This window comes from Candidatus Nitrospira bockiana (assembly GCF_965152565.1).
This window is the reverse complement of sequence record NZ_OZ224215.1, coordinates 3,789,343-3,811,248: the sequence shown is the minus strand read 5'-3', so window position 1 is coordinate 3,811,248 and position 21,906 is coordinate 3,789,343. Positions and strand designations below refer to the sequence as shown.

Sequence of the window (21,906 nt, the reverse complement as noted above, 5' to 3'; positions counted from 1 at the left end):
GCGGCACCGGCGACGAGGTGCAATGCCTCCGCTGAGGCTGATCGGCGCTCCAGGCCCTATCCCAGGAAGCCGGCCTCTGTGTACACTGCGGCATGCCCGCGCTTTCCATTCACGCAGTCCTTCGCGAGCTCCGTGCGGTCTTGCATCGGACAAACGCGGTCCTGACCGCTCCGCCGGGCGCCGGGAAGACGACCGTCGTGCCGCTCGTGCTTCTCGAGGAGCCCTGGCTGGATCGGCGGCGGATCGTCATGCTCCAGCCGAGACGGTTGGCGGCACGCGCGGCGGCGTCGTGGATGGCCTCGGTCTTGGGCGAGACGGTCGGGGAGACGGTCGGTTATCGGACTCGGTTCGACACCAAGGTTGGTGTGAACACCCGGGTCGAAGTCGTCACCGAAGGCATCCTCACCCGGCTGTTGCAGCACGATCCCTCGCTCGGGAGTTACGGTCTGGTCATCTTCGACGAGTTTCACGAACGCTCCTTGCACGCCGATCTGGCTCTCGCGCTGGCGCTCGACTCGCAGCGGGTGTTCCGGCCCGATCTCCGGATCCTCGTCATGTCCGCGACCTTGGACGTCGGGCCGGCTTCCGATCTGCTCGGCGGCGCACCCGTGGTGGCCAGCGAGGGCCGCCAGTTTCCGATCGAGACGCACTATTTGAAGCAACCCCTCACCATTCCCGTTGACCAGGCAGTCGCCGAGATGGTCCGGCGTGTGCTCGCTCAAGAGAGCGGCAGCGTGCTCGTCTTTCTCCCCGGTATGGGGGAGATACGACGCGTGGAACGGCGGTTGCGCGAGTCAAGACTACCCGCGGATGTCGTGGTGGCGGTGCTCCATGGCGATCTGCCGCAGCAGGCGCAGGACCGCGCGATCATGCCGGCACCAACGGGGCAACGAAAAGTCGTCCTGGCCAGTTCCATCGCGGAGACCAGCCTGACCATCGAAGGCGTGCGCATCGTCATCGACTCCGGATTGCGACGCGTGCCGCGATTCGATCCACGATCGGGCTTGACCCGGCTGGAGACCATGAGGGTGACTCAGGACTCGGCCGAGCAGCGATGCGGTCGGGCGGGGAGGGTGGAGCCCGGGGTCTGTTATCGGCTCTGGAGCGCCGGGGAGCAGAAGACCCTGCTGCGACGCAGGACGCCGGAGATCCTCGAGGCGGACCTGGCGCCCCTCATGCTCGATCTCGCCGTTTGGGGAGTGCGGGATCCGGGGGAGTTGCGGTGGCTGGACACCCCACCACCCGGCGCGGTCGCCCAGGCCATGGACCTGCTCACCCGCCTCGGCGCCGTCGATCGGCAAGGCAAGGTCACGCGGCACGGCGAGCAGATGGCCGAGCTCCCCTTACACCCCCGCCTCGCCCACATGGTTCTCCGTGCAGTGGAACTGGGAGCAGGAGAGACGGCCTGCGAGGTCGCCGCCTTACTGGAAGAGCGTGATGTGCTGCGGAGCGAGACCGGTCGGCCCAACCCAGATTTTCGTCTCAGGATGGAGACCCTACGGCGCAAGGCGAGCGCCGAGGCGGAGCTGACCCTCGACCGGGTGGCACTCCGACGAGCGGAGCAAGCGGCCCGGCACGTGCGGAGGCTGGTCGAGCGCGTCGCGCCGATCCAAGGTCGAGCGACGCAATCCGAGCACCGGCCGATCGGTCTCGATCGGCTCGGCCTCGTGCTGGCCTTTGCCTACCCCGACCGGATCGCGCAACGGCAGCCGGGCGGCGATGGGCGCTATCGGCTGGCGAACGGGAGGGGCGCGCGATTGCAGGGGCATCACGCGCTTTCCGATGAGCCGTTCTTGGTCGTCGCAGAGCTCGAGGACAGCCCGGAATGGGCGCGGATCGATCTCGCCGCGCCGGTCGATCAGCAAGACCTCGAAGAGTTCTTTGCGGATCACATCCGGACCGAAGAATTCGTCGCGTGGGATCGCGAGACCAAGATGGTCCTGACCAGAAGGCAGGAGCGATTGGGGGCGCTCATCCTGCGGGACCAGCCGCTTGCCCGGCCGGATCCGGCGGAGGTGACGGCCGCGCTGCTGGACGGCATCCGCCAAGCAGGGATCGCGAGCCTGCCGTGGACGAGAGAATTGCGTCAATGGCAGGCGCGCGTCGAATTCCTCCGGCGCATGGAAGGGCCCGGAACGACGTGGCCGGATGTCTCTGATGCGACCCTGCTCAGTGGTCTGGATCAATGGCTGGCGCCGTTCCTCACAGGGGTGACGCGTCTCGATCAAGTCCAGCGACTCGACCTGTCGGCGCCCCTCCACGCGTTGCTCACATGGGAGCAACAACAGGCGCTCGATCGCCTGGCGCCGAGCCATGTGACCGTCCCGAGCGGGTCACGCCGCCGCCTGGAGTACGAGGGGCAGGAGCAGCCGGTTCTGTCGGTTCGTCTCCAGGAGATGTTCGGCTGCACCGACACGCCGAGGGTCGCCAACGGGAAGGTCCCGGTGATGATCCATTTGCTCTCCCCCGCGGGCCGCCCGGTACAAGTCACTCAAGACCTCACGAGCTTCTGGGCCAAGGCTTACCATGACGTTCGCAAGGACCTGCGCGGCCGCTACCCCAAGCACCATTGGCCCGAGGATCCCCTGGAGGCGAACCCGACGAGGAAGGCCAAGAGCCGACGCTCATGATCAATACCGGAGCGGTCCTCCGATCGTCCGTCCTCCCGGTCCAGCGGTCGGCCTCGGCGTTCGGTACTCTCCTCTAAGTCTCGCTTTTTCCTCGTCTTTCGCCAACCCGCTGTCTTGACTTGGTCTCGTCCGGAACGCTAATGTAGGTTTCTTTTGTGTCTGGAGTAGGAAAAACGTGGTCAATCGCGGGTCGGTGGCGAACGAACGGGTGCCGGAGAGTCTTGGCGAGCCCCGGCTCGTCGCGGAGATCGCCGCCGAGATCCAAAGCCACGGCCCCATCCCGTTCGCTCGTTTCATGGAGCTCGCGCTCTATCATCCGACGCTCGGTTATTACATGCGCCTCGAGCCCAAGGGCGATGCCGAAGAGGGTGCCGATCTGTCGTTCGGGGAGGACCGGATCGGGTGGGGGGGCGACTACTACACCAGCAGCGACGTCTCGCCGGTCTGGGCGCAATGTCTGCTTACGCAGGTGGCGCAGATCGATGAGCTGTTGGCCAGGCCTGCTCCGTTCACGCTGGTGGAAATGGGGGCCGGGAAGGGCTCCTTCGCCCGAGACTTCCTGGCGGCGTGCCAGACCTCGCAACGCGGGCTGTTCGAGCGGCTGCGCTATGTGATCGTCGAGCGTAGCCCGGCGATGCAACGGTCCCAGCACCGACTGTTGGCACCCTGGCATGGGGAGGCCGGCCGTGTGACCTGGCTAGGGAGCCTCGGCGAGCTCGGCAGCGACAGCGTGGTCGGTGTGCTGTTTTCAAACGAGTTGGTCGATGCCCTGCCGGTCCACCGAGTCCGAATCGTGAGCGGCGAGCCGAAGGAAGCCTACGTCGACTATGCCGACGGCGCGTTCCGCGAGCGGCTCCAGCCGCTGTCGACGCCCCGGCTCGAGCGATACCTGGCTCGGTTGACCTCTCAGGGGATCGTGCTTGGTGAAGGCGCCTGTGCGGAGATCAATCTCCACGCGGTCGACTGGATCGAGGCGGTGGCGCGAGTCCTGCGCCGCGGCTTCGTGATCACCGTGGACTATGGGCACTCCGCCGCCGACCTCTACAGCCGGGAACGAGGCCAAGGCACCCTCATCTGCTATTACCATCAGATGGCGTCCGATGACCCCTATCGACGGGTCGGCCTGCAAGACATGACGGCGCACGTCGATTTCTCCGCGCTGGCGGAGGTGGGCGAAGCGGCGGGCCTGTCCGTGACCGGCTTCACGAATCAGATGAGCTTTCTGATGGGGCTGGGGATCGAACAGGTCGTCGAGCGCTTGGAGCCGGGAACGGCGGCGTTCCAGTCGGTGGTGCAATTATTCCGGCCGGACCGGATGGGCAAGACGTTCAAGATCTTGATTCAACGCAAGGGCGTCGACGCGCCGAACCTCGACGGGCTTCGGTACAAGCCGTTTTTCGAGAGCGCGCTCAGACCGACAGGTTCCGCCGAGTCCGTTCGGTCTGTAGAGTCCGTAAGCCGGTGATAGGATCCTGGGCATCTCCCAACCCCGACTCAACTGACGAAAACGGACTCAACTGACTAAACGGACATCCCAGATCCCACAGACATCGCGACGCAACGAGTAACATGTCCACTGAAGCCGCTCCGCTGAACTACATTCCGATCCTGCTCTTCATCGTCATCGCGATCGGGTTCGGCGCCGTGTCGCTCCTGGCCGGGTGGGTGGTCCGACCCAGCCGGCCGTATCGGGCGAAGCTCGCCCCGTACGAGAGCGGAAGCCCGCTCTTCTCGGATGCGCGGGTCCAGTTTCCGATGCGGTATTACATCATCGCGATGCTGTTCGTGATCTTCGACATCGAATTCGTCTTCCTGTTCCCGTGGGCGGTCCGCTTTCAGTCCTTGGGCTTGGTCGGGCTGGTCGAGATGGTCGTGTTCATTGCGATCCTGCTGGTCGGCTTTTGGTATGCCTGGAAGAAAGGGGCGTTGGAGTGGGACTGAGTTCGTTTCGTTAATCGTTAATTGTTATTTGTTATTTGTTCATCGTGAAGAAGAAATGGGACTCTGGCGATTCACGATTCACGAGCTCCCCAGTTCTCTTTCGGTTAACGAGTAACGAATAACGAGTAACCAATAACGGTCTTCACATGGGTATGTTCGAACGCCAGCTTGAAGCCAACATTGTCACGACGAACCTGGACGCGCTGGTGAATTGGGCCCGGAAGTCGGCGTTGTGGCCGATGACCTTCGGGCTGGCGTGCTGTGCGATCGAAATGATCGCCACCGTGTCGTCGCGATACGACATCGACCGATTCGGCGCCGGGGTGTTCCGAGCGTCCCCCAGGCAGGCGGATTTGATGATCGTCGCCGGCACGGTGACGCGGAAGATGGCCGAGGTGATCCGGCGCATCTACGACCAGATGCCCGAGCCGCGCTACGTCATCTCGATGGGCTCGTGTGCGACCTCGGGCAACCACTACAACAGTTACAGTGTGGTGCAAGGGGTCGATCAGATCGTCCCCGTGGATGTCTACATCCCCGGCTGCCCGCCGCGCCCCGAGGCCCTGCTCGACGGTCTGCTCAAGCTCCAGGAACGCATCCAGCGTGAAAAGGTCTTTGTAAAGTAACGGTTAGTCCGTCGTGTCGATGTGGTCGATTCGGTCCGTCACGGACACAACCGACCAAACGGACGTCACGGAGCCAACATCCGACATGGACCAGTTGCTCGACACGCTCAAGAGCCGTTTCCCGGACGCGATCCCGGGCGTGCACCACGATCACGTGCGGAGGGAAGTGTCGATCCGCGTGCTCCCGGAGCGGCTCGTCGAGATCGCCACGTTCCTGCACGACGACCCGGGCATGGCGTTCGACCACATCACCGACGTCTGTTCGGCGGACTACCCCGACGATCCGGAACGGTTCGAGGTCATCTACCACGTGTTGTCCTTGCCCCATCGCCGGCGCATTCGCATCAAGACGCGCGTGACGGAAGACGCCCCCACGGTACCGTCCCTGACCGGGATCTGGAAGGGTGCGAACTTCATGGAACGCGAGGTCTACGACCTCATGGGCATCCGTTTCTCCGGGCACCCCGATCTGCGGCGGATCCTGCTGCCCGAGGATTACGACGAAGGCTACCCGCTGCGGAAGGACTTCCCGGCCGAGGGCCGGGGCTGGCGGAGCCGCTTCGATTTCATCCCCGATCTGACCGAGCTCCCGACGGAGCAGACCGAGGGGGAGGTCCCGGCGGACAAGCGCAAGCCCTTCCTCTCCGAGAATGGCGCGTCATCGCAGCCGGCGGGACATCGCAAGGAAGAGCTGCTGCTGAACATGGGACCGCAACACCCCAGCACCCATGGGGTGCTTCGCGTCGTGCTCGATCTGGACGGCGAGCGCATCTCCAAGGCCACGCCGGATCTCGGCTACCTGCATCGCGGGGTCGAGAAGCTGGCCGAGGGCCTGAACTACATGCAGATCATTCCGCACACCGATCGGCTCGACTACGTCTGTTCCATGACGAACAACTACGCCTACGTGCGTGCGGTCGAGAAGCTGTTGAACGTCGCCGTGCCCGAGCGGGCGGAGTACATCCGGACGATCGTGGCGGAGATGCAGCGGATCATCGGCCACCTGTTCTGGCTGGGGACGCAGGCGCTCGACATCGGCGCGATGACGGTCTTCTTCTGGACCTTCCGTGAGCGGGAGGTGCTGCTCGACATGTTCGAGAAATTGTGCGGCGCCCGGCTCACTTTGAATTACTACCGGATCGGCGGCGTGGACGCCGATTTCACGCCGGACCTGGTGGCCCAGCTCAAGCCCTTCCTCGACGCCTTCCCGGCTCGCATCGACGAGTACAACGAGCTGCTTCTGACCAACCGCATCTGGCTGGCACGGACGAAAGACGTGGCGGTGATCTCGGCCGAGGACGCCATCAACTTCGGACTGACCGGACCGGTGCTCCGCGGGTCGGGCGTGGACTACGACGTTCGGAAGCTGGAGCCGTACGGCGCCTACGACAAGGTCGATTGGGAGGTGCCGGTCGGGAAGAACGGCGACACGTACGATCGCTATTGGGTCCGCATGGAGGAGATGCGCCAGAGCGCGCGCATCATCAAGCAGTGCCTCGACCAGATGCCAGGCGGACCGATCGTGGCCGATGTCCCGCAGGTGATCCCTCCGCCGAAGGCCAAGGTCATGCGGGACATGGAGAGCTTGATCCACCATTTCATCATCTTCACCCAAGGGTTCAAGCCGCCGAAGGGCGAGACGTACTGTGCGACCGAGGCGCCGAAGGGGGAGCTGGGATTCTTCATCATCAGCGACGGCAGCCCACGACCCTATCGACTGAAGATCCGCGCCCCGTCGTTCGTCCACATGGGCGCCTTCGACCATATGGCGCGGGGCTACTTGATCTCGGACATCATCACGATCTTCGGAACCTATGACATCGTCATGGGGGAATGTGATCGGTGAGGACGCCGTTTAACGGTTAACGTTTAACGAAACCGGCAGCAGCCAAATGCTGAAAGAGAAATACAAAGACGAAATCGAGCAAATCCTCAACCGCTATCCCGTGAAGCGGTCCGCCTTGTTGCCGCTGCTCTATCTCGCGCAACAGGAGGAGGGATACGTGAGCGAGGCGGCGATGAAAGAGATTGCGGGGATCCTCGGGCTCACGCCCCCGCAGGTGTACGAAGTCGTCACGTTCTATACGATGCTCCAGCTCAAGCCGCCGGGGAAGTTCCACATTCAGGTGTGCAAGTCGCTCATGTGCGCCTTGGTCGGGTCGGATGAGCTGCTGGGCTGGTTGAAGGTCCGTCTCGGCATCGGCCCGGGCCAGACGACGCCTGACTCACTCTTCACCCTCAGCACCGTAGAATGTTTGGCTTCCTGCGGGACCGGGCCGATGATGCAGATCAACGACGACTATTACGAGCGGATCACCGAGGCCCGGCTCGATCGGATCCTGGCTGACTTGAAGCGGGACGGCACCTCCCCCCTCAAGAGCGGCCCGTTCATGTTGCCGGTCGAAGAGGTTGGGCGATAATTGTTATTCGTTAAACGTGACAGAGATGACGAGGAGAAGTCGCGAAGAACGTCTAACGAACAACGAATAACATCTTTATGAAAATCCTGACCAAGAACATGCTCCAGCCGGGGTACACCGGCTCGCTCGCCGACTACGAGCGGACCGGGGGGTACACCGCGCTCAAGAAGGTGGTCGGACAGGTGGCGCCGGCGGAAGTGATCGAGACGGTCAAGAAGTCGGGCCTCCGCGGTCGCGGCGGGGCCGGGTTCCCAACGGGGGTGAAATGGAGCTTCATCCCCAAAGATCATCCGGGGCCCAAGTATCTGTGTTGCAACGCCGACGAGAGCGAGCCGGGGACGTTCAAGGATCGGCAGTTGATCGAACGCGACCCGCATCAAATCCTGGAAGGCATCGTCATCGCCTGCTATGCAATCGGGGCGCACACCGCCTACATCTATATACGAGGCGAGTTCGTCCTGGGCGCGCGGATTCTCGAGCGGGCGATCGCCGAGGCCCGGGCGGCGGGCTACGTGGGCGACAACATTCTCGGCTCCGGGCTCACGGTCAACGTGTGGGTTCACCGCGGGGCGGGAGCCTACATCTGTGGAGAGGAGACGGCCCTGCTCGAATCCTTGGAGGGCAAGCGCGGGCTCCCCAGGGTCAAGCCGCCGTTCCCGGCCACGCACGGGCTGTATCAGAAGCCGACCGTCATCAACAACGTCGAGACGCTGGCGAATCTGCCGCACATCATCAATCGGGGCGCCGAATGGTTCGCGGCGATCGGATCGCCGCCGAAGAGCACCGGCACCCGCATCTTCTGCGTGAGCGGCCACGTGAAACGACCGGGCAACTACGAAGTCCCCATGGGCATCACGTTTCGAACGCTCATCTACGAGCATGCCGGTGGGATGCGGTCGGACAAGCCGCTCAAGGCCATCATCCCCGGAGGCGCCTCCGCGGCCTTCTTCACCGCCGAGCACTTGGACGTGAAGCTGGACTTCGAATCGGTCGCGCAGGCCGGGTCGATGCTCGGCTCCGGGGGCGTCACGGTGATGGAAGAGGGCACGAGCATGCCGTGGGCGGCCCTCCGCCTCATGGAGTTTTTCTATCATGAGTCCTGCGGCAAGTGCAGCCCGTGCCGCGAAGGGAGCTCGTGGCTGGTGCAGACGATGCGGCGGATCGTCGCGGGGGGCGGTCGGAAGGCCGACCTTGAAACCCTGGTGGACCTGTGTCAGAACATTGCCGGCCGGACGGTCTGTGCGTTCGGCGACGCCGAGGTGGCGCCGATCATGAGCACGCTCAAGTACTGGCGGCACGAATACGAGGCGCTGATCGATCAGGCCCAGGCGGCCGGGGCGGGAGAGCTGCGGACGTTGACCGTGATTCAGTAACGAGGAGCTGTGAAGTAATTACTTCATTACTTATTTACTGAATTACTTACGATTCATGGCATCAACTGATATGAAGGGCGACAGCGACACCGTCAAGGTCACGATCGACGGCCACGTGATCGCCGTGCCGAAAGGGACGCTCGTGATCGAGGCGGCCCGCCAGGCGGGGGTGATGATCCCGCATTTCTGCTATCACCCCAAGCTCAAGTCGGATGCCAACTGCCGGATGTGTCTGGTCGAGATCGAGAAGATCCCGAAGCTCCAGACGTCCTGCAGCACGCCCGTGGCCGACGGCATGGTCGTGCGGACCGCGACGCCGATCGTGAATCAAGCTCACAAGTCGGTGCTGGAGTTCATTCTGGCGAACCACCCGCTCGACTGCCCGGTGTGCGATCAGGGCGGGCGTTGCGACCTGCAGGACTTCTCGCATCAGTACACCCCCACCACGAGCCGGTTCATCGAGATCAAGCGCGTCTTTCAGAAAGAGTATTTCAGCCCGCTGATCGAGAAGGAGATGAACCGGTGCGTCCAGTGCCTGCGCTGTGTCCGCTACTGCGACGAGGTGATGGACGTGAAAGCGCTCGCGCCGGTCGGCCGGGGGACGATGACCGAGATCAAGCACTTCGGCGCGCACGAGTTGGAGTGCGAGTTCTGCGGCGGGTGCGTGCAGATCTGTCCGGTCGGGGCGATCACCAGCCGGCTCTCGATGTACGAGTTTCGACCGTGGATGTTGAAGCGGGCGGACACGATCTGCACCTACTGCGGGGACGGGTGCCGGATCACCATCCAAACGAAGGGCAACGAGCTCATCGAAGTCAACTCCTCGCAAGGGGCGGGACGAAACAACGGGGACCTCTGCCCGCGCGGCTTCTTCGGCTACCACGTCAGCACGCATCCCGATCGGCTGACGCGGCCGCTGGTTCGCCGCGAGGGACGCCTCGTCGAGGCGACGTGGGAGGAGGCGCTCGAGTACGTGGCGGACCGGTGCATGACGCTCAAGCTCACGCACGGCGCCCAGGCGTTTGCGGGCCTGATCGGCTCACGCTGCACCAACGAAGACCTCTACGTGTTCCAGAAGTTCCTCCGGCTGGCGATCGGGACGAACAAGATCGACAGCAGCGCCCGCTACGGCCAGATCAACGGCGTGCAGGCGTTGCGCCGGATCCAGGGGACGCACCGTTGGACGGTGACCTTCGAAGACGTGCTGGCGGCGGAGGCCGTGCTGCTCGTCGGCACGAATCTCACCGAGACGAACCCGATCACCGGCCTGAAGGTGAAGGAGGCGGTCAAGAAGCGCGGGGCGACCTTGGTGACGGTGGAGTCGCTCGTGCCGGCCGTCGGCAAGATCAGCAACATCGTCAACCTCTCGACTCACCATTTCGGCGTGCATCCCGATCGGTTCCCCGCGGTCGTCCTGGGTCTCCTCAAGGCGACGATCGAGCAGGGGCTGGTGGACGCCGACCTCCACAAGCGGGCGCCGGGTTACGCGAAGGCGGTCGGGGAGGCCGTCCAGGCGCTCTCCTGGGAGGCCGTTGAATCCAGTACGGGGACCGCTCGCGACGCGTTCACGCCCGCCGCTCGAGCCTTGGCGCAGGCGAAGCGTCTCGTCATCCTGGTCGGGCAGGGGGCCTTGCGTGTGCCGGGCGCCGGCGGGGTGGTGGCGAATCTCCTGGATCTGCTGTTGCTCACGGGGCAACACGGCCGTCCGGGTTGCGGGCTTGGGCCGTTGGCGGAGGAGAACAACGATCAGGGGGCGGTGGAGATGGGAGCCGTCGCCGAGTTCCTGCCGGGCCCCGTCGAGCTCCATGATCGCCAGGCCCGCGAACGGCTGGCCGCGGTGTGGAAGGAAGAGTTGCCGTCAGGCCCCGGCAAGACCTTGCTCGAGATCCTGGAAGAAGCCCGGACCGGTGCGGTCAAGGTGCTGTTCGTCGCCGGCGACAATCCGGTGGCGTCCTTGCCGCCGTCGCTGGGGGTGAGCGAGGCGCTCGCCCAATTGGACTTGCTCGTGTGCCAGGAGTTGTTCCTGACGGAGACCGCGGCCAAGGCGCACGTCGTGCTGCCCGCGTGCTCCTATGCCGAGAAGGACGGCACGTTCACAAACACCGAAGGGCTGGTGCAGCAGGTTCGGAAGGCGATCGATCCGGTCGGAGAGAGCCGGCCGGACTGGGAGATCCTCTCCGCGCTCTCCGTGCTGATCGGCTATCCGCTCGAGTACGGCGATGCGAGGGAGATCTTCAAGGAGATCCGGTCGGTGATCCCCGGCTATGCTCTCTTGGGTCCCGTCCCCACCCCGCCAAGGCCGGCCGCGGACTCGGTCGAGCGCTACCTTGCGAGCGGTTACCTGGACGACGTGACCGAACGGTACCGGCTCCCGGCAAGGCCGGCGGAGAGACGGTTCGCGTTGCTCGTCCAGCAGAGCCTGTTCCATTCCGGAAAGCTGTCCACCCGCGCCAAGGGCTTGCTCCGGGTCCAGGAGACCGGCCGCCTGTCGATACATCCGTCGGATGCCGCTCAACTCCAGGTGGGCGATGGGGACCGGGTGCGGGTGATCAGCGATTGTGGAGAGATGGTGACAACGGCTACACTATCGGACCGCCTCCCCCGGGGGCTGGTGACGTTCCCCGAGCACTTTGATGAAGAAGCCCGACGACTCATGCGGGTGAGCGTCGATCCGAAGACGGGCGTCCCCTATGCCCGATTCACCGAGGTCAGGTTGGAGCGTGCATAGCGACGACGTCGGAGCGTTCGTTCTGAAGGCGCATCGCCTCTCGGCATGAGGCAGGAAACGAGGCACGTATGGCGGAACTGGGAGTGAAGGCGGCCCTGTCGCTGGCGCAGATCGGCGTCGTGATGGGGATCGTGATGTTGACCGTAATGATCCTGACCCTGGCCGAGCGCAAGGTGCTGGGGTGGATGCAGGACCGGATGGGGCCGATGGAGGTCGGACCGTATGGGGTGCTCCAGCCGATCGCCGATGGGCTGAAGCTCTTCTTCAAGGAGGACATCGTCCCGGCCGGCGCCAACAAGTTCCTGTTCAGCCTCGCCCCGATCCTCGCCCTTGTCCCCGCGCTGATCGGGTTCGCCGTCATCCCCTTCGGCCCGAATCGGACGGTGGAGCTGTTCGGGGTGGAGTTCAAGCCTTTCGTCATCAGCGATATCAATATCGGCATCCTGTATATCCTCGCGTTCACCTCGATCGGGGCCTACGGCATCATCCTCGGCGGGTGGGCTTCGAACAGCAAATACTCGCTGCTGGGGGGGCTGCGCTCGGCGGCGCAGGTCATCAGTTACGAGCTGAACGTGGGTTTGGCGATCGTCGGTGTGCTGCTGCTGGCCGGCTCACTGAGCCTCGTCAAGATCACCGAGGCCCAGGCCGGCGGGTTCTGGCACTGGTTCGCCTTCGCCTTTCCGGCCCCGCAGTTGATCGCGTTCGTCGTCTACGTCATCTCCTCGGTCGCCGAAACGAACCGGTTGCCGTTCGACCTTCCGGAGGCCGAGAGCGAGTTGGTGGCCGGCTTCTTCACCGAATACAGCGGCATGCGCTTCGCGTTCTTCTTCATCGCCGAATACGCCAACATGATCCTCGTGTCGTGCATCGCGGCGATCCTGTTCCTCGGCGGATGGAACGCGCCGTATCCCGGGACGCTGCTCCCCGAGAACCTGGCGTGGATCGAGGGCATCGTCTGGTTCACGCTCAAGGTGTATTTCTTCCTGTTCCTGTTTTTCTGGTTGCGCGCGACTCTGCCGCGTCTCCGGTACGACCAGTTGATGCGGTTCGGCTGGAAGGTCATGCTGCCGATCGCGCTCGGGAACATCCTGTTCACCTCGATCGCCGCGTATCTGTTTCCGAGATGAAGGGCGTTGAGTCGGTTCGGTCCGTTATGTCAGTTTCGTCCGTTGAATTCCAAGCCTCACGGACCGAACGGACTGAACAGACTCAACGGACCTAACGGAATCACACATGACGAAGCTCAAAGCCTGGCTCAAGACCATCATCTTTTATGAAATCCTGGTGGGGATGAAGGCCACCCTCATGCACCTGCTGCGCTACAAGCCGATCACCCTGCAGTATCCGCACGAGAAGCGGACGCTCCCGGACAGCTATCGCGGGATGCTGGCCTTACTGCGCTATGACGACGGGACCGAGAAGTGCGTCGGGTGCGATTTGTGTGAAGCGGCCTGTCCGTCCCGGGTCATCCGGGTCGTCAGCGCCGAGGTTCCCGGCGAGCCGACCAAACGGTACGCCAAAGAGTATTACATGGACATGACGCGCTGCCTGTTCTGCGGACTCTGCGTCCAAGCCTGCCCCGTGGATGCGCTCGGGATGACGCGCGAGTACGAGTGGGCCGTCTACGACAAACGCCAGCTCCACCTCAACAAGCAGCAGTTGCTCGCGATCGGGGACCGCGCATTTCCGGTCCGGGAAAAGCGGCTCGAGCTGCAGCACCCGAACGTCGCGTTCTTCAATGTGGCCTACAAGCACCTCCCGCAGAAGGCGAGCTAGCTCGATGGGTCGATTCCCGGTCACGTGGCTGTCCCGCCGTCTCGGTCTCCCGCACCGCCGCTCGCACGTCGACACGGTCTCCATGAAGGTCTCGAGCTAGCCGTGGCGACCGCCTTCTTCTTCTACTTCTCGGGCATCATCGTGCTGACCTCCATGCTCGTGGTCGTGCTGCGCAATCCCGTCTACAGCGCGCTCTCACTTCTCATTATGTTTTTCCACGTGGCGGGGCTGTACGTGACGCTCCACGCCGAGTTCGTGGCGGCGGTGCAGATCATCGTCTACGCCGGCGCGATTCTCGTGCTCTATCTGTTCGTCGTCATGCTGCTGAACGTCAAACAGGAAGAGCGGTACCATGCCCAATTGCCCATTGCGGCGCTGCTCGGCGTGACGATCCTCACCGAGGTCGTCCTGCTGATGATCCAGGGGCATGTGGCCTCCGGTGCGCCGGAGACGGCCATTGCCGCGGCTTCCCGGAGCGATCAACCGCTGGGCAATACGGAGCAGATCGGTGACGTCCTCTACACCACCTACGTCTTCCCGTTCGAAGTCGCGTCGTTGATCCTCCTGGTCGCCATGATCGGCGCGATCCTGCTGGCGAAGCGGGATCTCTTTGGGGACGTGCAGCGTTGATCGTTATTTGTTAAACGATGAAGGACAGCAGAGACGAGAGAAGGTGACCTAATTCCTTTTCCTTCTTGCGAATGACGATCAACCATTGGTGATTGCTAAATCTTGGGCCAAGGCCTCTTTTTCCTTAGGTGGAATAGCCAATCGGATACTCGAACAAGACCTTCAACAAGTGAGTCCCAAGCAACTCGAACAGATCATCCCGGCGATGATTGAACCGAAATTCCATTTCCTTCAGATAGAGCGGGAAGTGCAAGCGGCTGACGCCATGATACTTGCGCAAGCGTTCCTTGGCGTAGCTCCAGAACCCTTCAATGCCGTTGATGTGGCGAAGGTAATGACGCCCCCGCTGCACATAGGTCTGCCCATGGTCGACCGGCAGGTGTTTGCCGTAGCGCCGCAGGGATTTATAGCTGCTAAAGCGATCCGTGTAGAAGACGGCACCTTTGAGCGCTCGACGTTCGATTTCCCGCATCAGCGTCGCTGCATCGGCCTGGGGGACGACGACGGTGCTGACCCGGCCCTGCCGTTCCAAGATGCCGAAGACAATGACTTTTGGGCCACGGGCGCGCCCCCGCCGCCCTCCGCGGCGACGGCCGCCGAAATAGCTCTCATCGCATTCCAGTTCCCCGGTCAGCGGCCGGGCTTCCGTCTCGGCCATCGTGGCCATCCAGCGGCGGTAGGCCATAAAGCGCTGCCAGATCGGCAAGGGACTCATGCGCAGTTCTCGCGCCGTCCGCAGCGCCGAGATCTCCAAGCAGAAGAGCTGCAAGATCTGCAGCTCACGGGCGACCCGATCGGGTCGATACCGCCACCGGCAAGCGAGGCAGCGGGTGCGCGCCCCCGGACGATACTGCCGATGCGGTGTCCCGCACCGCACACACTGATGTCGTCTCAATCGTTCGTCGACGAGCCGAACCGACAGCGCCGTCTGTGTCATGGGCCAAGGCCTCCATTTTAGGCCTGGCCCAGAAATTAGTAATCACCTAACGATTAACGAAGAACGATTAACACATAACGAACGATGGTTCCCCTCAGCTATTACGTGATCCTGAGCGCGATCGTGTTCCTCACCGGGGTGGTCGGCGTCCTGATCCGGCGGAACATCATCATCATCCTGCTGTCGGTCGAGCTGATGCTCAATGCGACCAACATCAACTTCGTCGCCTTCTCGCACTATCTCGACAACGTGGCCGGCCAGGTCTTCGTGTTCTTTGCTTTGACGGTGGCGGCGGCCGAGGTGGCGGTGGGCCTGGCCATCATCATCGCCCTGTACCGCAGCCGCGCCAGCATCAACGTCGACGAGTTCCAGCTCCTCAAATGGTGACACAACCCAGTGATGAATGATGAGTGATGAGTGATGAATGGAGGAATGAAACGAGGACGCACCAGAGAGTAATTCATCACTCTGCGTTCATCAATCAGCACTCGCTCATTTTATGATGTACCTGCTCATCCCGCTGCTCCCCTTTGCCGCCTTCCTGGTCGCGGGCCTCTTCGGGCATTGGATCAAGGATCGCGCGCACCTGATCGCCGTGCCCGCGGTCCTCGGCTCGCTCGCGCTGTCGGGCGTGGCCTTCCTGCAGGTGGCCGAGGGCGACCGGATCGCCGTGCCCCTCTATACCTGGTTGTCGTCGGGAGATTTGAAGATCAGCCTGGGGCTCAGCATCGATCGGCTGACCGCCGCGATGTTGTTGCTCGTCACCATCGTGAGCTCCCTCGTGCACATCTACACCATCGGCTATATGCACGGTGAACGGGGGTATGCGCGGTTCTTCGCCTACATCGCTTTGTTCACCTTCTCGATGCTGATGCTGGTGATGGCGGACAACCTTCTCCAGTTGTTCGTCTTCTGGGAGGCCGTGGGACTCTGCTCCTACTTGCTGATCGGTCACTGGTACGACCGCCCCTCGGCGGCACAGGCGGCGACCAAGGCGTTCCTCGTCAATCGCGTCGGCGACTTCGGCTTTCTGCTGGGCGTGTTGCTCGTCTGGCTGACGTTCGGCTCGCTGGACTACCGCCTGATCTTTGCGCAGGCCGGGGACTTCGCGCACGCCACGCTCAACCTGCTCGCCCCCTTGGGCGGGACGTGGGAGGTCTCGACGCTGACCGTGATCGGTCTGTTGCTGTTCATGGGGGCGGTCGGCAAGTCCGCCCAGGTGCCCTTGCACGTGTGGTTGCCGGATGCGATGGAGGGCCCGACCCCGATCTCGGCCCTCATCCATGCGGCCACGATGGTGACGGCCGGCGTCTTCCTGGTCGCGCGACTCTCGCCGCTCTACAACTTGTCGCCCGTTGCCATGGACGTCGTGGCCGTCGTCGGGGCCGTGACGATGGTGCTGGGGGCGACGATCGCCCTCACCCAGACCGACATCAAGCGCATCGTCGCTTACTCCACGGTGAGTCAGCTCGGCTACATGGTGATGGCCTGCGGGCTCGGCGCGTACGCGGCGGGGATGTATCATCTGCTGACCCACGGGGCGTTCAAGGCGCTCCTGTTCCTGGCCGCCGGGTCCGTGATCATCGCCCTGCACCACGAGCAGGATATCCGGCGCATGGGGGGACTCAAGGACCGGTTGCCGGTCACGTACTGGACCTTCCTGATCGGCTGCCTCGCGCTCTCCGGCTTTCCGCTCACGAGCGGATTTTTCAGCAAGGACGACATCTTGGCGTCCGCGTGGTCATCCGGGCCCCTCGGGCAGGCGCTCGCGGTGCTCGGGTTGGTCACCGCCTTCCTGACGGCCTTTTACAGCTTCCGCCTCATCTTCGTCGCCTTCTGGGGGCGCTCGCACGTAGACCCGCATCATGCGCCGCACGTCCACGAGCCGTCCAAGACCATCACCGTACCGCTCCTGGTGCTCGCGGTCCTGAGCATCGTGACCGGGTATCTGGGGATCCCCGGGTTCCTGGCACCGGTGTTCGGCGGCACGGGGCATCACGACGGGGCGGGGATCATCATGATCGCGGCCACGGCCGCCGGGCTGGCCGGAATCGGGCTTGCGTATCTCGTCTATGTGCGATCGCCGGGCCTGGCCGCCCGCTGGTCGCAACGCTGGCAGTCGGCCTATCGCCTCTCGCTCAACAAATGGTACGTGGACGAGGCGTACGACCGGACCGTGGTGCAGCCGACCGTCCGCGCGGCCGACGGCCTGTGGCGACGGGTGGACGTGGCGGTGATCGACGGCGCGGTGAACGGGCTCGCCCGCGGCTTTGCATGGTGGGGATGGTTCATGCGCCTGCTCCAGAGCGGGCAGACGCAGCATTACGCGCTCGGCATGACGCTCGGCGCGGTCCTGATGTTGACGGCGTACCTCCTCTTCTAGGAACAGGAATTGAGTAAGGAAGGAATTGGTAATTTGAGGACGGCATCTAATTACTCAGTTACTCAAGTTACTGAATTACTTCGACTAAGGTATTGAATTACTTTCCATTCAAATAGCCATGCTGAGCCTTGTGATCTTTCTGCCGCTCGTCGGGGTGGTCGCCCTGTTCCTCGTCCGTGAGGGGGCGGTGCGGGCCACCGCACTGACGACGACGGTCCTGACGTTCCTCGTGTCGTTGCCCCTGTGGCTGCAATTCGACCCGTCTTCCGCCGACATGCAGTTCACGCAACGGGTCGAATGGATCCGCTTCCCGCCTATCACCTATAGCGTCGGCCTGGACGGGATCAGCTTGCCGCTCGTCCTCATGACCACGTTCCTGCTGCCGTTCTGCGTGCTGGCGTCTTGGAGCGCGATCACCACCCGCATCCGGGAGTTCTTCGTCAGTCTGCTCATCATGGAGACCGCCATGGTGGGCGTGTTCGCCGCGCTCGATTTCGTCCTCTTCTACATCTTCTGGGAGGCGATGCTGATCCCCATGTATCTCTTGATCGGGGTGTGGGGAGGCCCGAATCGCCTCTACGCCGCGATCAAGTTCTTCCTCTATACGCTTGCCGGAAGCCTGCTGCTCTTGGTCGCGATCATCGTGCTGTACTTCCAAGGCGGGCAAACGTTCGACATTCTCCTGCTCAGCCGGGTGGAATACTCCCAAACGGTGCAGCAGTGGGTGTTCTGGGCGTTCTTCGTCGCCTTCGCGGTCAAGGTCCCCATGTTTCCGTTCCACACGTGGCTGCCGGACGCGCACGTCGAGGCGCCGACCGCGGGCAGCGTGATCCTCGCGAGCGTCCTGCTGAAGATGGGCACCTATGCGTTCCTCAGATTCACCCTCCCCATGCTGCCGGATGCCACGCTGGAGTTCACGCCCGTGATGATCGTGTTGTCGCTGGTCGCGATCATCTACGGCGCCTACATGGCCTTGGCGCAATCCGACCTCAAGAAGCTCATCGCCTATTCGAGCGTGAGCCACATGGGTTTCGTCACGCTGGGGATCTTCGTGCTCAACGAACAGGCGGTCGAAGGCGCGATCCTGCAGATGGTCAACCACGGGATCACGACGGGAGCGCTCTTCCTCTGCGTGGGGGCGATCTACGAACGAACCCATAGCCGGCTGATCGCCGACAACACCGGCTTGGCCGCCCCGATGCCCCGCTATGCCACCTGCCTGGTGATTTTTGCGCTGTCCTCGCTGGGATTGCCGGGCACCAACAGCTTCGTCGGTGAATTCCTCGTCCTCATCGGCACCTTCGTCTGGAGCCGGTTCGCGGCCGTGATCGCCTCACTCGGCATCATCCTGGCCGCCGCGTACCTGCTCTGGATGGTGCAGCGGGTAGTCTTCGGCGTGCCGGCGAAGGCAGCCGCCGGACATTTGGTCGATCTCAACTTGCGGGAAATGGCGACGTTGGCCCCGCTGGTCGCGCTCGTCTTCTGGATCGGGTTCTATCCCGCCCCGGTGCTCGAGCCGATGCATCGGACCGTCGCCCAGCTCGTCGGCCGTGTGGAGAGCGAACAACCGGCGTTCGAGGGAGGCGCTCAGAGCACCCTCTCGCCACGTTCGACGGCCTCGCAGGCGACCGCGCATGCGCAGCCCAGGGGCATCCGATGACGATTCCACTGGCCGATCTCGTCGCCCTGTTGCCCGAGCTGGTCGTGGTCGGCGCGGCATGCCTCGTCCTCGCGCTCGATCCGATCCTGCCCCGCGAGCAGAAGGGGGCGCTCGCCTGGCTCAGCCTGTCGGCGCTCGCCGTCTGCCTGGGCTTCACGGCCTCGCACATGGACACGACCACGACCGCGTTCAGCGGGCTGGTGATCCTCGATCCCTACGCCGCCTTTTGGAAGCTTCTCTTGTACGTGGTCACCGGGCTCACGATCCTGCTGTCGCTCTCATACTTGAAGGCGGAGCGGATCCACTTGGCGGAGTACTACGGGTTCATGCTGTTGTCCCTCTCCGGCATGATGATCATGGTCTCCGCAGCCGACCTGCTGACGATCTACCTTGGCACCGAGCTGATGTCCCTGTCGTTGTACGTGCTCGCCGGCTTCAAGCGCTTCGAAGCCCGGTCGCTCGAGGCCTCCGCCAAATACTTCGTCCTGGGGGCCTTCTCCTCCGGCGTCTTGCTGTACGGCATTTCCTTGCTCTTCGGCCTCGCCGGCAGCACGCGCCTCTCGGACATCGCCTTGGCCGTGAACACGGTCGGGATCGACGACCCGATGTTGCTGTTGGCCATGATCCTGCTGGTCGTCGGGTTCGGGTTCAAAATTGCGGTCGTGCCGTTCCACATGTGGACGCCCGACGTCTACGAAGGCTCACCCACGTCGGTGACGGCGTTCATGGCCGTGGCGTCGAAGGCGGCGAGCTTCGGCGCCTTCCTGCGGGTGTTCCTGGACGGGCTCAGCGGGGTGAAGGCGAACTGGCAGGTCCTCTTCCTGGTCCTCTGCATCGCCACGCTGATTCTCGGCAACCTGGTCGCGATCGTCCAGACCAACATCAAGCGCATGCTGGCCTATTCCAGCATCGCGCATGCCGGCTACGCCTTGATCGGGGTCGTCGTCGCCGGACAGCTCGATGCGGAGAGCGCCGTCCGGTCGCTGGGTCTCTCGAGCGTCATGTTGTACCTGGCCGTGTACGCCTTCATGACGCTGGGGGCCTTTGCGGTCGTCGCCATGCTGCGCAAGGGCGGGGTCGAAGGGGATCAGATCGAGGACTTCGCCGGGTTGGCCAAACGCCAACCGGTTGCGGCGCTGCTGATGCTGGTGTTCATGGTGTCCCTGGCCGGCATCCCGCCGACGGCGGGCTTCATCGGCAAGTTCTATCTGTTCCTCGCCGCCGTCAAGGCAGGGCTCGCCTGGCTTGCGGTCGTGGCCGTGGTCCTGAGCGCCGTTTCGGCCTACTTCTATCTCCGGGTCGTCATGGTCATGTACATGCGCGAGCCGGCCGGGGAAGAGCCGATCCTGCCGCGGTTCGCGGCGTCCCCGGCGTTGACGGTGGTCCTCGCCTGCGCGCTGACCGGCGTGGTGCTGTTGGGGCTGTTCCCGAACGCCTTGGTATCCATGGCCACCCAGTCCGTTCTTCCCATCCGTTAGGAGGATGTTGAAAAAGGCCCCCAGCTTTGTTCTCGCGTCGCTCAGGACCTCAACGTACCGCCCCCGGGAAACGAGCTGTCCTGGCAGCTCGGGGTGGGCGGGTGAAAAGGAGACGCCTCGGCCAAGACACTGCCGGCTCACCATCTCGCCGGCGTGCACAAACGTGTCGTCACTTATTCGTGACGACGTGCACCTCGCTGCGGCCGCGGCCGGGAAGGGGCGCGTCTTGGCGCGCCTGGGGCGGGTGGGTGCTATGGATGGCCTTTTGAACATCCTGCGCGCCATTCTGCCCCCGACCCTCTCTGCCGAAATTCCGGCTCTCCGGGTCGTCAAATAGCTTCTTAAAATGTGCTAGTTATGCACCGCGGCGTGACCGTCTCCCGGTGATCGGCTTCTTCAGAGTGCTCACGGGGGCGGCGGCGGACTTCCGCCGCCTGGGCTGCTCCACGCTGGCCGCTTCCATCGCCTTCTTCTCGCTCCTGTCCTTCCTGCCGATGATCCTCGTGCTGCTTTCCGTCGTCGGCCTCGTGCTCCGTCACGAGGCCGGGTATGAGGCGGTGGTGAGCTTCCTGCGCGGCTTTCTCCCGGCCCTGGGCCCGGACCTTGCCGAGGAGATCAAGCGGGTCGCGGCGCTCGACACGGCACGGTGGCTCATGATGCTGAGCGCCTTATGGTTCGGGCTGCAGGTGTTCTACCAGGTCGACTATGCCATCCATGTCGTCTTTGGATCCCCGCGCAAGCGCCACCCGCTCCTGTCCACCGTGGTGTCGGCGATGCTGTTGGGGCTGGTCGGAGTGCTGCTCGCCGTCTCGTACCTGGTCACGCAGGTCCTGGGGCTGATCGTGCTCTACGCTCCGGCCGTCGCCCGGGTGGATCTCGCGGCGGTGGTCGCCTATCGGTTCCTCTTATCCTATGTGTTACCGTTCGGGCTCGTCCTGCTCGCCGTGACCGGACTGTATCGCTTCCTGCCGCACAAACGGCCGGCGTGGCGCCATGCGGCGACGGGTGCGGCCGTCCTCGCGGTCCTCTGGGAGCTGGCCAAGCATCTCTTCAGTCATTACGTCACGACGCTCCCCATCTATACGCGGATGTACGGCTCATTGTTGTTCGTGGTGCTGTTCCTCCTGTGGATCTATTATTCGGCGATGCTGTTCCTCTTCGGGGCGGCGATCGTTCAACGTCTGTCCAGCCGGGATCGACGCGCGGGCTAGCTCCGGCCATGCCGCCGTTTCAAGGGGATCGGGGCGGGCCGGGAGGCCGGTTGGTGGCGGGGTTGGCGAATCCACGCTAAACTTGATCCGGCCTCATCATCTTCAGTCATCAT

The 21,906-nt window shown here is 63.5% G+C and carries 17 protein-coding genes; 16 read left to right on the top strand and 1 reads right to left on the bottom strand.

What is annotated here, in order from left to right; all coding sequences use genetic code 11:
• Nucleotides 1-92: 92 nt before the first annotated feature.
• The 11 genes from hrpB (at nucleotide 93) to ACWHYV_RS18575 (ending at nucleotide 14,124) form a co-directional block, all read left to right on the top strand.
• Nucleotides 93-2,630: an ATP-dependent helicase HrpB gene (gene hrpB / locus ACWHYV_RS18625; RefSeq protein WP_447977983.1), complete on the top strand. Its 2,538-nt coding sequence runs from the start codon at nucleotides 93-95 to the stop codon at nucleotides 2,628-2,630.
• Nucleotides 2,631-2,805: 175 nt separating this feature from the next.
• A complete protein-coding gene (locus ACWHYV_RS18620) occupies nucleotides 2,806-4,095 on the top strand; it encodes a class I SAM-dependent methyltransferase (RefSeq protein WP_447977982.1) in 1,290 nt (429 codons plus the stop codon).
• Nucleotides 4,096-4,199: 104 nt separating this feature from the next.
• Nucleotides 4,200-4,571 carry an NADH-quinone oxidoreductase subunit A gene (locus ACWHYV_RS18615; protein ID WP_447977981.1) on the top strand — a complete coding sequence of 124 codons (372 nt, stop codon included), beginning with the start codon at nucleotides 4,200-4,202 and terminating at the stop codon, nucleotides 4,569-4,571.
• Between the two features lie 146 nt (nucleotides 4,572-4,717).
• Nucleotides 4,718-5,197 carry an NADH-quinone oxidoreductase subunit B gene (locus ACWHYV_RS18610; RefSeq protein WP_447977980.1) on the top strand — a complete coding sequence of 160 codons (480 nt, stop codon included), beginning with the start codon at nucleotides 4,718-4,720 and terminating at the stop codon, nucleotides 5,195-5,197.
• An 85-nt stretch (nucleotides 5,198-5,282) separates the two neighbouring features.
• A complete protein-coding gene (nuoD, locus tag ACWHYV_RS18605) occupies nucleotides 5,283-7,043 on the top strand; it encodes an NADH dehydrogenase (quinone) subunit D (protein WP_447977979.1) in 1,761 nt (586 codons plus the stop codon).
• 46 nt (nucleotides 7,044-7,089) lie between these two features.
• Complete coding sequence (locus ACWHYV_RS18600) at nucleotides 7,090-7,617, top strand: NADH-quinone oxidoreductase subunit NuoE family protein (protein WP_447977978.1); 528 nt, start codon at nucleotides 7,090-7,092, stop codon at nucleotides 7,615-7,617.
• Nucleotides 7,618-7,688: 71 nt separating this feature from the next.
• Entirely contained in the window at nucleotides 7,689-8,990 is a 1,302-nt protein-coding gene (gene nuoF, locus ACWHYV_RS18595) for an NADH-quinone oxidoreductase subunit NuoF (protein ID WP_447980755.1), read from the top strand.
• A 55-nt stretch (nucleotides 8,991-9,045) separates the two neighbouring features.
• Nucleotides 9,046-11,718: an NADH-quinone oxidoreductase subunit NuoG gene (gene nuoG / locus ACWHYV_RS18590; protein WP_447977977.1), complete on the top strand. Its 2,673-nt coding sequence runs from the start codon at nucleotides 9,046-9,048 to the stop codon at nucleotides 11,716-11,718.
• Nucleotides 11,719-11,786: 68 nt separating this feature from the next.
• Nucleotides 11,787-12,845, top strand: coding sequence for an NADH-quinone oxidoreductase subunit NuoH (gene nuoH / locus ACWHYV_RS18585; protein ID WP_447977976.1), 1,059 nt, complete (start codon nucleotides 11,787-11,789; stop codon nucleotides 12,843-12,845).
• Between the two features lie 106 nt (nucleotides 12,846-12,951).
• On the top strand, nucleotides 12,952-13,494 hold the full coding sequence (nuoI, locus tag ACWHYV_RS18580; protein WP_447977975.1) for an NADH-quinone oxidoreductase subunit NuoI: 543 nt from the start codon (nucleotides 12,952-12,954) through the stop codon (nucleotides 13,492-13,494).
• Nucleotides 13,495-13,596: 102 nt separating this feature from the next.
• Complete coding sequence (locus ACWHYV_RS18575) at nucleotides 13,597-14,124, top strand: NADH-quinone oxidoreductase subunit J (RefSeq protein ID WP_447977974.1); 528 nt, start codon at nucleotides 13,597-13,599, stop codon at nucleotides 14,122-14,124.
• Nucleotides 14,125-14,248: 124 nt separating this feature from the next.
• On the opposite strand, the gene ACWHYV_RS18570 is transcribed toward ACWHYV_RS18575, so the two are convergent.
• Complete coding sequence (locus ACWHYV_RS18570; RefSeq protein ID WP_447976980.1) at nucleotides 14,249-15,061, bottom strand: IS1595 family transposase; 813 nt, start codon at nucleotides 15,059-15,061, stop codon at nucleotides 14,249-14,251.
• An 84-nt stretch (nucleotides 15,062-15,145) separates the two neighbouring features.
• On the opposite strand from ACWHYV_RS18570, the gene nuoK reads away from it, so the two are divergent.
• The 5 genes from nuoK to ACWHYV_RS18545 all read left to right on the top strand — a co-directional run bounded on the left by nuoK (nucleotide 15,146) and on the right by ACWHYV_RS18545 (nucleotide 21,793).
• On the top strand, nucleotides 15,146-15,448 hold the full coding sequence (gene nuoK / locus ACWHYV_RS18565) for an NADH-quinone oxidoreductase subunit NuoK (protein ID WP_447977973.1): 303 nt from the start codon (nucleotides 15,146-15,148) through the stop codon (nucleotides 15,446-15,448).
• 112 nt (nucleotides 15,449-15,560) lie between these two features.
• The gene (gene nuoL, locus ACWHYV_RS18560) at nucleotides 15,561-17,444 is read left to right on the top strand and encodes an NADH-quinone oxidoreductase subunit L (protein ID WP_447977972.1); all 1,884 of its coding nucleotides are present in this window, start codon (nucleotides 15,561-15,563) and stop codon (nucleotides 17,442-17,444) included.
• Between the two features lie 118 nt (nucleotides 17,445-17,562).
• On the top strand, nucleotides 17,563-19,104 hold the full coding sequence (locus ACWHYV_RS18555; protein ID WP_447977971.1) for an NADH-quinone oxidoreductase subunit M: 1,542 nt from the start codon (nucleotides 17,563-17,565) through the stop codon (nucleotides 19,102-19,104).
• Nucleotides 19,101-20,582 carry an NADH-quinone oxidoreductase subunit N gene (locus ACWHYV_RS18550; protein WP_447977970.1) on the top strand — a complete coding sequence of 494 codons (1,482 nt, stop codon included), beginning with the start codon at nucleotides 19,101-19,103 and terminating at the stop codon, nucleotides 20,580-20,582. The genes ACWHYV_RS18555 and ACWHYV_RS18550 overlap by 4 nt, the downstream gene beginning before the upstream one ends.
• Nucleotides 20,583-20,965: 383 nt before the next feature.
• Nucleotides 20,966-21,793, top strand: a complete 828-nt coding sequence (locus ACWHYV_RS18545; RefSeq protein ID WP_447977969.1) for a YihY/virulence factor BrkB family protein — start codon at nucleotides 20,966-20,968, stop codon at nucleotides 21,791-21,793.
• Nucleotides 21,794-21,906: the final 113 nt, after the last annotated feature.